11 protein-coding genes are annotated in these 13919 nt (G+C 74.0%); 6 read left to right on the top strand and 5 right to left on the bottom strand.

The annotated features are described in order from the left end of the window. Positions 1-54: 54 nt before the first annotated feature. Genes galK through ACFWW8_RS10305 form a run of 3 tightly spaced genes read right to left on the bottom strand, consistent with a single transcriptional unit; the run spans position 55 to position 4060 of the window. Positions 55-1215, bottom strand: a complete 1161-nt coding sequence (gene galK, locus ACFWW8_RS10295; RefSeq protein WP_386526239.1) for a galactokinase — start codon at positions 1213-1215, stop codon at positions 55-57. Then, positions 1212-2249, bottom strand: coding sequence for a galactose-1-phosphate uridylyltransferase (galT, locus tag ACFWW8_RS10300; protein ID WP_386526242.1), 1038 nt, complete (start codon positions 2247-2249; stop codon positions 1212-1214). The genes galK and galT overlap by 4 nt, the downstream gene beginning before the upstream one ends. A gap of 14 nt (positions 2250-2263) precedes the next feature. Next, positions 2264-4060: a beta-galactosidase family protein gene (locus tag ACFWW8_RS10305; protein WP_386526245.1), complete on the bottom strand. Its 1797-nt coding sequence runs from the start codon at positions 4058-4060 to the stop codon at positions 2264-2266. Positions 4061-4325: 265 nt separating this feature from the next. Here ACFWW8_RS10305 and ACFWW8_RS10310 point away from each other — a divergent pair, with 265 nt between their 5' ends. Further along, complete coding sequence (locus tag ACFWW8_RS10310) at positions 4326-5447, top strand: substrate-binding domain-containing protein (protein ID WP_386526247.1); 1122 nt, start codon at positions 4326-4328, stop codon at positions 5445-5447. 716 nt (positions 5448-6163) lie between these two features. Here ACFWW8_RS10310 and ACFWW8_RS10315 read toward each other — a convergent pair. Together ACFWW8_RS10315 and ACFWW8_RS10320 are read right to left on the bottom strand one after the other, a co-directional pair. Next, positions 6164-6970, bottom strand: a complete 807-nt coding sequence (locus tag ACFWW8_RS10315) for a sugar phosphate isomerase/epimerase family protein (protein WP_386526250.1) — start codon at positions 6968-6970, stop codon at positions 6164-6166. Then, the gene (locus ACFWW8_RS10320) at positions 6967-8043 is read right to left on the bottom strand and encodes a LacI family DNA-binding transcriptional regulator (RefSeq protein ID WP_386526253.1); all 1077 of its coding nucleotides are present in this window, start codon (positions 8041-8043) and stop codon (positions 6967-6969) included. The genes ACFWW8_RS10315 and ACFWW8_RS10320 overlap by 4 nt, the downstream gene beginning before the upstream one ends. Before the next feature lie 190 nt (positions 8044-8233). On the opposite strand from ACFWW8_RS10320, the gene ACFWW8_RS10325 reads away from it, so the two are divergent. The 5 genes from ACFWW8_RS10325 to ACFWW8_RS10345 all read left to right on the top strand — a co-directional run bounded on the left by ACFWW8_RS10325 (position 8234) and on the right by ACFWW8_RS10345 (position 13800). Then, positions 8234-9385, top strand: coding sequence for a Gfo/Idh/MocA family protein (locus ACFWW8_RS10325; RefSeq protein WP_386526256.1), 1152 nt, complete (start codon positions 8234-8236; stop codon positions 9383-9385). Then, on the top strand, positions 9382-10539 hold the full coding sequence (locus ACFWW8_RS10330; protein ID WP_386526258.1) for a dihydrodipicolinate synthase family protein: 1158 nt from the start codon (positions 9382-9384) through the stop codon (positions 10537-10539). Before ACFWW8_RS10325 ends, ACFWW8_RS10330 begins: the two co-directional genes overlap by 4 nt. Next, entirely contained in the window at positions 10536-11381 is an 846-nt protein-coding gene (locus ACFWW8_RS10335) for a sugar phosphate isomerase/epimerase family protein (RefSeq protein ID WP_386526261.1), read from the top strand. The genes ACFWW8_RS10330 and ACFWW8_RS10335 overlap by 4 nt, the downstream gene beginning before the upstream one ends. A gap of 159 nt (positions 11382-11540) precedes the next feature. Then, positions 11541-13181, top strand: coding sequence for a N,N-dimethylformamidase beta subunit family domain-containing protein (locus tag ACFWW8_RS10340; protein ID WP_386526264.1), 1641 nt, complete (start codon positions 11541-11543; stop codon positions 13179-13181). 220 nt (positions 13182-13401) lie between these two features. Beyond that, positions 13402-13800 (top strand): VOC family protein, encoded by a 399-nt coding sequence (locus ACFWW8_RS10345; protein ID WP_386526267.1) that lies wholly within the window; start codon positions 13402-13404, stop codon positions 13798-13800. The last annotated feature ends 119 nt before the right edge of the window (positions 13801-13919 follow it).

Here is a 13919-nt window from a genome sequence, read left to right on the forward strand (position 1 = left end):
GTACCGCTCCCGGCCACGGGCCGCCCGGTGACCCGCAGACCCGCCTCAGTCCCCCTACCGCAGGCGGACCGCGCCGGCCGACGGGGCCGCCGTCGTGATGCGGGGCGGTGCGTAGCCCGCCCCGCGGAAGGCCCCGGTCACCGCCCGGCCCACCTCCGGCTCCGCGTCCGCGTCGATCAGGGCCAGTGCCGAGCCGCCGAACCCCCCGCCCGTCATCCGCGAGCCGTACGCCCCCGCCGCGGTGGCCGCGGCGACGGCGAGGTCGAGCTCCGGGCAGGACACCTCGTAGTCGTCGCGCAGGGAGACGTGGCCCTCCGTCAGCAGCGGCCCGGCCTCCCGCAGAGCGCCGGAACGCAGCAGCTCCACGATCCGGGCGACCCGTTCGTTCTCGGTGACGACGTGCCGGACGCGCTTTCGGTGGACGGGGTCGGCGAGGCTCGCCAGGGCCTGCTCCAGTCCGGCGTACGGCAGGTCGCGCAGGGCGGGTACGCCGAGCGCGGCGGCCGCCTCGTGGCACGACGCCCGGCGCTGCGCGTACGCCCCGTCGGCCAGGGCGTGCTTGACCCGGGTGTCGATGACGAGCAGGCGCAGGCCCTGCGCCGCGCAGTCGAAGGGGACGTGCCGCTGTTCGAGGCTCCGGGTGTCCAGGTGCAGGGCGTGGCCCTCGATGGCACAGGCCGAGGCCATCTGGTCCATGACCCCGCACGGGACCCCGACGTACGCGTTCTCGGCGCGCCGGGCCAGCGCGGCCAGTTCGGGACGCGTCGTCGCGAGGCCGTACAGGTCGGCGAGGGCCAGCCCGACGGCCACCTCCAGGGCCGCGGAGGACGAGAGCCCGGCCCCGGTCGGCACCTCGGACCGGACGAGGAGGTCGGCGCCCCCACCGATCGGAAGCCCTGCGTCCAGCAGCGCCCACGCCACCCCCGCCGGATACGCGGACCAGCTCGCGGCGCCCTGCGGGGGGCGCGCCGGATCGAGGCCGGCGACATCGAGGGACACCGCCCCGGAAGGGGCGTCGGCGGAGTGCAGCCTGAGGATCCCGTCACCGCGCCGGGCGGCGGCGACCTCCGTGCGCTGCGGCAGCGCGAAGGGCAGGACGAAGCCGTCGTTGTAGTCGGTGTGTTCGCCGATCAGGTTGACGCGCCCCGGCGCCGCCCACACCCCCTCGGGCAGGTACCCGTACAGTTCCCGGAACTCCCTGGTCACCGCGCTCACCGGCTCGCCACCTCGCGCAGGCGCGCGGCCGCGTCCTCCGGCCGGACGTCGTTCATGTAGGCCTCCATGCCGGATTCGGTACCGGCGAGGTACTTGAGCTTGTCCGCGGTGCGGCGGACCGTGAAGAGCTCCAGGTGGAGCGCGAAGTCTCCGCGCCCGCTCCCCGTGGGGGCCTGGTGCCAGGCGGAGATGTACGGGGTCGGTTCCGGCCGGTCGAAGAGCCGGTCGAAGCGGCGCAGCAGCTCCAGGTAGACGCGGGGGAACTCCGCGCGGGCCGCGTCGCCGAGGGCGGGCAGGTCTGGCACCCGGCGGTTCGGGTAGAGGTGGACCTCGTACGGCCAGCGGGCCGCGTACGGCACGAAGGCGGTCCAGTGCTCCCCTTCCAGCACCATCCGCGAGCCGTCGGCGCGTTCGCCGGCCAGGACCTCGTCGAAGAGGTTGCCGCCGGTGCGGGAGCGGTGCTCCGCGACGGTGGCCTGCATCCGGGTGGTGCGCGCGGTGACGAACGGGAAGGCGTAGATCTGGCCGTGCGGGTGGGCGAGGGTGACGCCGATCTCGGCGCCCCGGTTCTCGAAGCAGTAGACCTGCCGGACGCCTTCCCGGGCGGAGAGTTCGGCGGTGCGGTCGGTCCACGCGGCGAGCACCAGGGCGGCGCGCTCCTCGTCGAGTTCGGCGAAGGAGGTCAGGTGCTCGGGCGTGAAGCAGATGACCTCACAGCGACCGGTGTCCCCGGCGAGGGACGGGAAGCGGTTCTCGAAGACGGCCACCTCGTAGTCGGGCGCCGGGACTTCGCTCGCACGGCCGCCGGTGGAGGGGCACAGGGGGCACTCGTCGGCGGGCGGGTGGTAGGTACGGCCCTGGCGGTGCGAGGCGATGACGACCGGGTCGCCGAGCAGCGGGTCGCGGCGGACCTCGGAGGCGCTCGCGGAGGCGCCGAGGGGGCGCGTGTCGGGGAAGGCGCGGGCCGCGCCTCCGTCGGTGTCGTAGTACAGGATCTCGCGGCCGTCGGCGAGGCGGGCGCTCGTACGCTTCACGTGCGGAGCTTCTCTCACTGGAGGGTGACGACCTTGGGGCGGCCGAGGTCGGGCCGGTCGCGCAGCGGCAGTTCGGTACCGGGGCGCTCGCATTCAAGGATGATGATCTCGTTCTCCCCGGCGCGCCAGAGGGGGCCGGGGGCGTAGAGGGTGCGCTGCGGGCCGCGCGGGGTGTCGTAGTGGCCGAGGAGGAAGCCGTTCAGCCACACCAGGCCGGTGCCCCAGCCCGATACGTCGACGAAGGCGTCGGCCGGTGCGTCCGGGGTGTGGAGGTAGCGGTGGAAGGCTGGCCCTGCCTCGGCTGGTGCGCCGCCGGCGGGGTTCCGGGACCAGTCGAGCGCGGTCAGGTCGGTGAGGGGCAGGGGGCGGATCTCCCACTCGAAGAGCTGCTGGTGGCCGTGTCGGACGCCGCGCCAGATGCCCTTGCGGTCGTCGAGGAGCGGCCCGTAGTTGACCCGCCCCTGGGCCCGCACGAGGACGTCGAGGACCACGCCGGCCGCGCCGACGGCCAGGTCGAGGCCCTCGTCGGGCGCGTTGCGGTCGAGGACGCCGAGCGGGACCCCGTCGGCGAAGACGTACGCGCGGTCCCCGAGGCCGTCGATCCGGACGGGCATCGGGGGGCGCGGGCCGGTGATCGAGGTGCGGTAATGGATCAGGCCGTGGCTCTGGCCGAGCCGCTCCATGGACTCGGGCGCGGCGCGCAGCACGGGTGGTCCCGCGAGGCGGTCGAGTCCGGCGAGCAGCACCGCGGTGCCGGCGGGTGCGGCGAGGGCGGGGGCCATGCGGGGCAGGGGATCGGGCAGCGGTCCGTCGGGCAGGGGCAGGTACGCGCCGATGACCTCGCGGAACGCGTGGAACTTGGGCGTGAGTTCGCCGGCCTCGCCGATGGGTGCGTCGTAGTCGTAGCTGGTGACGGTGGGTTCGTAGCCGGGCTCGCCGGGCCGCGATCCGGTGTGGTTGGCACCGGCCCAGAAGCCGAAGTTGGTGCCGCCGTGGGCCATGTACAGGTTGACGGACGCTCCGGTGGCGAGGAGTTCGTCGAGGGAGCGGGCCGCGTCCTCGACTGCGCGGACGTGGTGGTCCTCGCCCCAGTGGTCGAACCAGCCGATCCAGAACTCCATGGCGGCGAGCGGGCCGGTCCGCTGGTAGCGGCGCAGGGCGTCGAGGCGTTCGGCGGGCCGGGCGCCGAAGGTCGCGGTGGCGAGGCGGCCGGGGACCATCCCTCCCTGGAGCATGGCGTCCTCGGGGCCGTCCGCGGTGAAGAGCAGGCAGTCGACGCCGCGTTCGACGAGCGCCCGCTCCACGTGGGCACGGTAGCGGACGTCGTCGCCGTACGAGCCGTACTCGTTCTCTATCTGTACGGCCACCACGGGGCCGCCGCGGCTGTCGAGCAGGGGCAGCAGTTCGGGGACCACGGCGTCGAACCAGCCGTCCACCTCGGCCTCGAAACGCGGGTCGGAGCAGCGCAGGTGGAGGCCGTCGACGGCGAGGAGCCGCGCGGGCAGACCGCCGAAGTCCCATTCTGCGCAGATGTAGGGGCCGGGGCGGACGACGGCGTCGAGACCGGCGTCCCGGGCCAGGCGCAGGAAGCGGGCGAGGTCGCGCGGCCCGGTGAAGTCCGCCTTGCCGGGGGCCGTCTCGTGGAAGTTCCACGGGACGTACGTGTCGACGGTGTTCACGCCCAGGGCGCGCAGCCGCCGCAGCCTGTCCTCCCACAGGTCCGGGTGGACCCGGAAGTAGTGCAGGGCCCCGGAGACGATGCGGTGGGGCCGGCCTGCGCGCCGGAATCCGTCCTGGTCGTGCGTGAGCATGCGCTGACTCCCGGGAGAGGTCGAGACGGCGTGGGGGTGCGGGCGCCACCGAATATATGAACGCACCGGTGGCACCGTCAATGACCGGTTGATCAGATTCGATCGATTCGATCGAATCAAATGCTTATGATGTCGCTGGGCGCCCCGCACGCACCCTTGCGGACCCGTACGTACCGCGCGTATCCGTACGTGCCGCGCGTACCCGTACGCTCCGAATCCCGCGCCGGACCGGCCCACCGTGACCGCGCAGACAGCAGGGGGACACTTGAGACCGCACGTAGACCAGCGCCAGGCCCGCGTACTCACCCTCGTCCGGGCGCGCGGCAGCGTGCGCGTGGCGGACCTGGCCCGGGAACTGGGCATCTCCCCCGTCACGCTGCGGCGGGACATCGAGGCCATGACCGCCCGCGGCGAGATCCAGCGGATGCACGGGGTGATCAGCCGGGTGGACCCGGCGCAGGGCCCGGCCGCCCGGCGGACGGGAGCGCAGGCTCCGGCCCCCGCCCGGGGCGCCGCGGACCACACCGGCGGCGGGGAGGGACTCGTGGTCGGGATGGTCGTGCCGACGACGGAGTACTACTACGCGGACGTCGTCCGCGGCGCCCGCGAGGCGGTCGAGGTGCGCGGCGCCCGGCTGACCGTGGGGCTGACCCGGTACCTGCCGGGCGAGGACCGGACCCAGGCGGACCGGCTGTTGTCGACCGGGGCGCACGGGCTGCTGCTGACGCCGAACTGGGAGGCCGGGTCGCCGGGTCCCGAGGAAGGTGCCTGGGCGGCGGAACTCCCGGTCCCGACGGTCCTGGTGGAGCGCTGGGCGCCGCCCGGGCATCCGGCGGCGGCACTGGACCGGGTCGCGTCGGACCACGCCCACGGCGCGGCCCGGGCCGTGCAGCACCTGGCCGGCCTGGGCCACCGGCGGATCGCCCTGGCCAGCCGGACCACCCCGACGACGGCACGGCTGCGGGCCGGGTACGAGGCCGCGGTGGCCGCACTCGGGCTGGAACAGGCCCCGCCGTGGCCCGCGGCCGAGCCGGGGGCCTCGTCGGAGGCCGACCTCTTCGCCCGGACCCTGGAATACCTGTGCGGCGCGGTGACCGAGGGCGGGGTGACCGCGGCGCTGATCCACAGCGACACGGACGCGATCATGCTGATCCCCCGGCTCACAGCGCGCGGCGTGCGGGTGCCGGAGGACCTGGCCGTGATCACGTACGACGACGAGGTGGCCGGAATGGCCGACGTACCACTCTCGGCGGTGGCACCCGCGAAGCACGAGGTGGGCGCCCGGGCGGCGGGCCTGCTGATGGACAGGCTGCTCGCGGACGGGGACCCGGAGGCCGGCCCCCGCCAGCACCTGGAACTCCTCCCGAGACTGACCATCCGCCCCTGACAACGCGGCGGCCCTCCCCGCAAGCGATCGATTCGATCACACCTCCCATCCCACTGCCACGACCGGCGGCGCCCCTGCGGCCCGGACGAGAGGCGCGAACGGCAGACCCGGGACCGACACACGAGCCCCGACCGGCGCCCCGCGACCCCGGCAGACGGGGGCGGAGGACAGACCGGGAGGCGGCCGGGAGGCGGGGGCAAGGGGTAGCCCGCAGCTGGCAGTCGGCAGCGCGGGAGGTGGGGCGCGGCCGAAGCACGTAACCGGGGCGACACCCCACGGCCCGGCAGAGACCCGGATCCGCCACACCCCAGCGGCAGCAGGGAAAGGGCGCCGCAGAGGCAGCGGAGGGAACACCTCGATCCCGCCGGAGGCCATGCGCACCTGCAAGCCCCGGCGGGACCGCGCGTACCGAGCGGGGCCGTGCGGGCTGGGCGGGGCCGTGCGTACCGGGCGGGGCCGGGCGGGGCCGCGCGTACCGGGCGAGCCCGCGGCGGGTCCGTGCGAACCGGGCGGGGCCGTGCATGCCGGGCGACTCCCGGCAGGACTGTGCATGCCGGACGGGGCCGGGCGTGCCGAGCGACTCCCGGCGGGACCGCGCGTCCCGCGCGGGCCGGGCGTGCCAGGTCGGGAGAGCCCCACCGGGGTCGTGCGTCCGGGCAAGCCCCACCGAGGCAGGGCATGCCGGGCGAGCCTCGCTGGGACCGTGGTCGGTTCGGCTACTCGGCGGGAGTCCCCGCGGTCCGGCCGGCCTCCAGCTCCTGGAGGTACCGCCGGCCCCGTGCGAGCTGCCCGGCCAGCTCGGGCGCCTCGGGGTACCACCGTTTTTCGTACTCCCAGCAGACCCACCCGTCCGCCGGCAGTGAGGCCACCGCCTCTGCGAGCGGCAACACCCCGGATCCGAGCCCGACCGGCGTGAGCTCCCGGGCCGAGGCCACGTCCTTCACCTGGACGTAGCCCACGTGCGCCCCGAGGGCCCGCCGCGACTCGGCCGGCGTCTCGCCTCCCAGCCAGGTGTGGAGTACGTCCCACAGCGCGCCCGCCCCCGGCCGGGCCACCCGGTCCAGCACCCGCGCCACCGCCTCCCCGGTCCGGTGGGAATCGTGCGTTTCCAGCAGCACCCGTACGCCGTGGCGCTCCGCGTACGGCGCGGTGGCCAGCAGCCGACGTACGGCGTGGGCATCAGCGGCGGCCGACGGCAGCGCGGCGCCGCCGGGGAAGACGCGTACGTACGGGGCTTCGAGGTCGGAGGCGAGCCGGACCAGCCCGCGCAGATCGGCGAGGACGGGCTCGTCAGCACCGGCGGCGGCCACCCGGACGTACCCGGCGACCCCGAGGACGCGCACACCCTGCCGGGTGAGCGTCCGCAGCCCGGCGGCACGCTCGGCGGGCGAACTGTCCGGATGCAGGGGCTCCTCCGCATGGGCCCGCAGCTCGAGGCCGTCGAACCCGTGCGTGGCCGCCAGGCCCGCGCTGCGGTCGAGCGGGGTGCCCGGCAGGCCGAGCGTGGAAAAGGCGTACTTCACGGGCGGCTCCCTTGCGCAGGAGGCGGCCCGGTGGAGCCGCGCACCATCAGTTCGGTGGGCAGGGTGGTGAGGCCGCCGGGCGGCAATGGTCTGCGCCCGGTGACCAGTTGGGCAGCCAGGGCCCCCGCCTCCCGCAGCGGCACCCGGACGGTGGTGAGGGCGGGGGCCGTGTCCACACAGAACGGCAAGTCGTCGAAGCCCGCGACGGACACCTCCTCGGGAATCCGTATCCCCGCTTCCCGCAGGGCGGCGGCGACGCCCGTGGCGACCGTGTCGTTGGCGGCCGCGACGGCGGTGAAGTGCTCCCCGCGCCGGAGCAGTTCGCGGGTGGCGTCGTAGCCCGCGGCCCGCTCGAACCCGGCGTGCACCGTGAGCGGGGCACAGGCATCGGCCAGATCCGGGGCGTGCCGCGTCAGGGCCGCACGGTGCCCCTCGATGCGCTCCCGGGTGGTGCTGCGCCCCGGAGGTCCTGCGACGTAGGCGATGCGGCGGTGACCGAGCGCCAGCAGGTGTTCGGCGAGTCGAAACGCGCCGCCGCGGTCGTCGAACATCACCGTGGCCACGGGCAGGTCGGCCGGCAGGGGCAGCGGGGGGCGCCCGCACAGGACGACGGGCACACCGCCCGCGGCTATGCGTGTGACACGGGCGGCGAGCGCGGCCGAGTGTCCGGGCTCCTCGACCGCACCACCGGTGAGGACGATCCCGCCCGCGCGCTGGCCCTCCAGGAGCCCGAGATAGGCCAGTTCGGCCTCGGGGGCGCCCTGCGTGTTGCAGACGACGGCCAGTCGGCGCCCGTCCGACGGGCCGGTGGGGGCGAGCGTGCTCTGCAGGGAGCCGGCGAGGATCCCGAAGAAACTGTCCGCGACATCGTGGACGAGCACGCCGACGAGGTCGGAGGTGGCCGCGGCGAGCGCACGGGCGGGCCCGTTGACCACGTATCCCAGGTCTTCGACCGCCTGCTCCACCCGGGTCCGTGTGCCGCCGGCCACCGGGTAACCGCCGTTCAGTACGCGAGAGACCGTGGCCGGCGAAACACCCGCCCGCGCCGCGACCTCGGCGAGAGTCACCGCCATGCTGCACCCCTCCTCATTCCGTCCCGGGTCATCGTCTCATCCGGCGTCTGAGTTCATGGTGCCCCAATAAGAAAGCGCTTTCTATCACTCGTAAGAGTGTTGCATCCGCCCCATCGCGCGCCTTAGCGTGATCGAAGGGAAAGCGCTTTCTAACGAGTGCTCACCGAAATCCAGCTGAGGAGGGGACATCATGGAGCGCAGGACGATCAAGATCGCCATGAACGGCGTGACGGGCCGCATGGGGTACCGGCAGCATCTCGTCCGGTCCCTGCTCGCCCTGCGCGAGGAGGGCGGGCTGGACCTGGGGGACGGGACGGCGCTGTGGCCGGAGCCGGTCCTCGTGGGGCGCCGGGAGGCCGCGCTGAGGGTCATCGCCGAGCGCCACGGCCTGGAGCACGTCAGCACGGACCTGACCGCCGTACTGGCGGACCCCGAGGTCGAGATCTACTTCGACGCACAGGTCACCGGAGCCCGCGAGTCCGCGGTGCGGCAGGCAGTGGCGGCGGGCAAGCACGTGTACTGCGAGAAGCCCACGGCGCTGTCGTTCGCGTCCTCGCTGGAGCTGGCCCGGCTCGCGGCGGCAGCCGGGGTCAAGCACGGAGTGGTCCAGGACAAGCTGTTCCTGCCCGGGCTGCTGAAACTGAAGCGGCTGATCGAGGGCGGCTTCTTCGGTGAGATCCTGTCCGTGCGGGGCGAGTTCGGCTACTGGGTCTTCGAAGGCGACTGGCAGGCCGCCCAACGGCCGTCGTGGAACTACCGCGCACAGGACGGCGGGGGCATCGTCGCCGACATGTTCCCGCACTGGGAATACCTCCTGCACGAGCTCTTCGGCCGCGTGCGCACGGTCCAGGCACTGACGCGCACGCACATCGGCAGACGCTGGGACGAGGAGGGCAAGCCCTACGAGGCGACGGCCGACGACGCGGCGTACGGCATCTTCGAGCTGGAGGGCGGCGCCGTCGCGCAGATCAACTCCTCCTGGGCCGTTCGGGTGCACCGCGACGAACTGGTGGAGTTCCAGGTGGACGGGACCCACGGATCGGCCGTGGCCGGCCTGCGCGGATGCCGCGTCCAGCACCGCGGGACCACGCCCAAGCCGGTGTGGAACCCGGATCTGCCGCAGGGTGAATCCTTCCGCGAGCAATGGCAGGAGGTCCCGGACAACTCTCCCTCGGACAACGGCTTCAAGGCGCAGTGGGAGCTCTTCCTCCGGCACGTCGTGCTCGACGAGCCGTGGCGGTGGGACCTGCTGGCCGGGGCCCGCGGGGTACAGCTGGCCGAACTCGGGCTGCGCTCCTCGGCCGAGGGACGCCGCCTGCCCGTTCCGGAGGTGGTCCTGTGAGCATCCGGCTGCCTTCGGCGGACGGCGGGCTCCGCTCGTACCGGCCGAACCCCGACCCGTTCGCCCCCCTGACCCACGAACCCGCCCGCAGCCGTACGTTCTACGCGGCCGCGCACGTGGTCGCCGATCCACTGGCCGCCTCGGCGGATGCTGCGCCCGCGGTCGACTGGGAGTCCACCCTGGCTTTCCGGCGCCGCCTCTGGTCGCAGGGCTTGGGGGTCGCCGACGCCATGGACACGGCGCAGCGCGGCATGGGCCTGGACTGGCCGACCGCGGCGGAGCTGATCCGCCGCTCGTCGGCCGAGGCCCGTGCCCAGGGCGGACGCATCGTCTGCGGCGCGGGTACCGACCAGCTGGAACCGGGCAGGACGCACTCGCTCGACACGATCACCAGGGCGTATGAGGAGCAGCTCGGGCACACCGAAGCATGTGGTGCGGGAGTCGTCCTCATGGCCTCGCGCGCCCTGGCCCGAACCGCCCGGGGTCCGGAGGACTACCTGGAGGTGTACGGCGCCCTGCTGCGGCAGAGCGCGGCGCCGGTGGTTCTGCACTGGCTGGGGCCTGTGTTCGATCCGGAGCTGGCCGGCTACTGGGGCGGTGTCGACCTCGACCAGGCCGTGGAGGTCTTCCTCAAGGTCATCGCCGAGTCACCCGGGAAGGTGGACGGAGTCAAGGTCTCCCTGCTGGACGCGGAGCGGGAGGTGGACATCCGGCGGAGGCTGCCGGCCGGGGTGCGCTGCTATACGGGCGACGACTACCACTACCCGGAGCTGATCGCCGGGGACGGGGAGCTGGCCAGTGACGCACTGTTGGGGATCTTCGATCCGATCGCCCCGATCGCGGCCCGGGCCGCTCTCGCCCTCGACCGCGACGATCAGGCGGGATTCCGGGAGCTGCTCGATCCCACGGTCCGCTTGTCGAGGCACCTCTTCGCCCCGCCTACCCGCTTCTACAAGACCGGCGTGGTGCTGCTGGCCTGGCTGGCCGGCTTCCAGGACCACTTCGCGATGGTGGGCGGTCTCCAGTCCGCTCGCTCACTCCCCCATCTCGCCACCGCCTACGAGTTGGCGGACGGGCTGGGGCTGTTCCCGGATCCCGAGCTGGCCGAAGACCGGATGCGCCGTTTGCTCTCGGTGTACGGGGTGACGTCGTGAGCGGGGGCGGGGCACCGGCCCCGGCACGGTTCAGCCTCAACCAGGAGACGGTCCGCCAGTGGTCGCTGCCCGAGCTCGTCGCCGGGTGCACGGCGGCCGGGGTGGGCGCGGTCGGACTGTGGCGCGACCCGGTCCGCCGTTTCGGGGTGCGGGAGACGGCGAATCTGGTCGCCGGGGCCGGCCTGCGCGTCAGCACGCTGTGCCGGGGCGGGTTCTTCACCGCCTCCGATCCGGCCGGCCGGGCGCTCGCGCTCGGCGAGAACCGCCGGGCCGTGGAAGAGGCGGCGGAGCTGGGCGCCGACACCCTGGTCCTGGTCTCGGGCGGCCTGCCCGCGGGCGACCGCGACCTGCCGGGGGCCAGGCGCCGGATCGTCGAGATCCTCGGCGAGCTGGCCCCCTGGGCCGGTGCGCACGGGGTACGGCTGGGCATCGAACCGTTGCATCCGATGTTCGCCTCGGACCGCTGCGTGGTCTCCACCCTGGGGCAGGCCCTCGACATCGCCGAGCAGTTCCCGGCCGATCAGGTGGGCGTGGTGGCCGACTCGTACCACCTCTGGTGGGACGAGCGGTTGCCCGCCGAGCTACTGCGGGCGGGCAGGGGCGGGCGCATCGCGTCCGTCCAGGTGGCCGACTGGGTGACGCCGCTCCCCGAAGGCGTGCTGCTCGGGCGCGGGCAGCTCGGCGACGGTTCCGTCGATCTGCGGGCGTTCCGCGAGCTGGCCGACACGGCGGGATACCACGGGCCGGTGGAAGTGGAGCTCTTCCACCCCGGGTTGTGGGCCAGGGACGGCACGGAAGTACTGCGGGAGGTGATCGAGCGCTATCGCGAGCACGTCGACTGAGCGGAGCGCGTGGAGTGAGCGTGCTTCCCTCCGCTCCGGAGACAGCGGGAGGCCCGCTCCGCGGAACGGCGGCCCGGCTGCCCGGCTGCCCGAGGGGCTCGCGGGCGGCGGGAAGGGGTGGTTCCGGGGCGGTTCCGATGCTGGCATAGCGTGCTCCGCATGGATCAGGACCACAGGGGCGGGTACGGCGAAGGCGCGGACAGGCGGCGGTTCCTCGCCCTTGCCACGGGGGCGGCCACTGCCGCCGGTCTCGGAACCGTGGCCGGCTGCGGGGACGGCGGCGGGCCCGTGGGTGGGGACCGTGCTGCCGGCGGGCAGCGCGGGAAGCCCCGCGAGAGCCCGGCAGCGCCCGACGGTGCGGCCCCGGCACCCGGGCCGGCCGGGTTCGACGTCAAGGCTGAGAACGCCCGGCCGGGCGCTGCCGACTGGCGGATCACCGAGCCCGGGGCCGACCGGGCCATCGAGGGCTTCGCGGACCGGGTGAGCGTCCTGCCCGGCGAGCCCCTCGGGCTCCACGTGTCCACCACCGCGCCCCGGTTCACCGTCTCCGCCTACCGGATGGGCTGGTACGGCGGGGCCAGGGCGCGGCTCGTGTGGCGTTCCGAGGCGCTGCCGGGAATCCGGCAGGCCGAGCGGACGGTGGACTCCGGGACAAGGATGGTGCGCACTCGCTGGGCCCGCACCACCACCGTCGAGACCACGGGCTGGCCCGAGGGTTGCTACCTCCTGCGGCTCGACGCGCAGGGCGGCGAGGAAGGCCGGCGCTTCGTGCCGGTGACCGTGCGGTCGGCCGCCACGGCGGGCCGTACGGTCGTGGTCAACGCGGTCGCCACCTGGCAGGCGTACAACCGGTGGGGCGGCTACGGCAGCTACGACGGCCCCAGCGGCGGCTACGCCTCGCGGTCGCTCGCCGTGACCTTCGACCGGCCGTACGCGTACGACGACGGCGCGGGTCTGTTCCTGGTGTACGAGGCTCCGCTGATCGCGCTCGCCGAACGGCTCGGCATACCCCTGGCCTATGCGACGACCGTCGATCTGGCGCGGGAGAAGCACCTGTTGGAGGGGGCCTCGGCGGTGCTCTCCCTCGGGCACGACGAGTACTGGTCCCCGGAGCAGCGGGCCCACATCACGGCGGCCCGCGACGCCGGCACCAACCTCGCGTTCCTCGGCGCGAACTGCTGCTACCGCCGCATCCGCCTGGAGGCTTCGGAGCTGGGGCCCGACCGTACGGTGGTCTGCTACAAGACCTCCTACGCCCAGGACCCCGGCTTCGGCCGGGGCCACCCGGCGACGGCGGACTTCCGTTCGGCGCCCGCCCCGGACCCGGAGAGCTCGCTGCTCGGCGTGATGTACGACGGGTACCCCGTGGACGCGCCGTACGTGGTGACCCACCCGGACCACTGGCTGTTCGAGGGCACCGGGGTACGAGCGGGTGACCGGTTCGCCCACCTGGTCGGGGTGGAGTACGACAAGGTCGACACCGGATTCCCCACGCCCCGCCCGATCGAGATACTCGCCCACTCCCCGGTGGTGTGCGAGGGCCGGCCCAGCCATCAGGACACGGCGTACTACACGGCGCCGGGCGGAGCGGGGGTGTTCGCGACGGGGACGATGCGGTGGGTGGAGGCCCTGGACGCCCGCGGCGACGGCTCCGGTGGCACGCGCCACGGCCTGGACGCGCGGGCAGGGTCGCTGACCACCCGGGTGACGGAAAACCTCCTGCGGCACTTCGCGGCGGGCCCGGCGGGCCGGACGCGCCCCGCGCAGGACAACGTCGAGGCGGTGTACGGCGGCGCGTGAGCGGCCGGGTGGAGGGGCGGGGAAGGGCACCGGGCTGCCGAGGACGCCGGCAGCGCCGGCGAGGGCACCGGCCGCCGCACCGGGCAGCGGCGGCCGGAGGCGGTACCCGCTGGACGCGCCCGGACCCGCTGTCTAGGATCGCGATCACGGCATCGCGTGTCGGTCACCGACCGGGTGAGACATGGAGGCGCCGGGACGTGCCTTTCGGAGGCATCCACCCATGGCAGTAAAGCTGAACCACACGATCGTCCATTCCCGTGACAACCGGGAGTCCGCCGAGTTCCTGGCCCGCGTACTCGGCCTCGAGGTCGGGGCCGAATGGGGCCCCTTCATCCCCCTCGACCTCGCCAACGGCGTCGTTCTGGACTTCGCGACCATCCCGGCCAGCTCCATCACCCCGCAGCACTACGCGTTCCTCCTGTCCGAGGAGGAGTTCACCGCGTCGTTCGAACAGATCAAGGCGGCCGGAGTTCCGTACTTCGCCGACCCGCACGGCAAGCGCCCCGGCGAGATCAACCACAACGACGGCGGCCGCGGCGTGTACTTCACGGATCCGGCCGGGCACGGCATGGAGATCATCACCCGCCCGTACGGGTACCAGGAAGACGCGGCCTGCTAGCCCGGTGCCCGGAAACACGCCGTGGGGGGGGGGCGCGGGGGGGGCGGGGCGCCCCGCCGCCGGGGGGGGGGGTGATTAGCAAACAAGCCCAACCCACCCGGCTGTCGGAAAGGGATGGT

This window comes from Streptomyces sp. NPDC058701 (assembly GCF_042715295.1).
GTDB lineage: Bacteria > Actinomycetota > Actinomycetes > Streptomycetales > Streptomycetaceae > Streptomyces.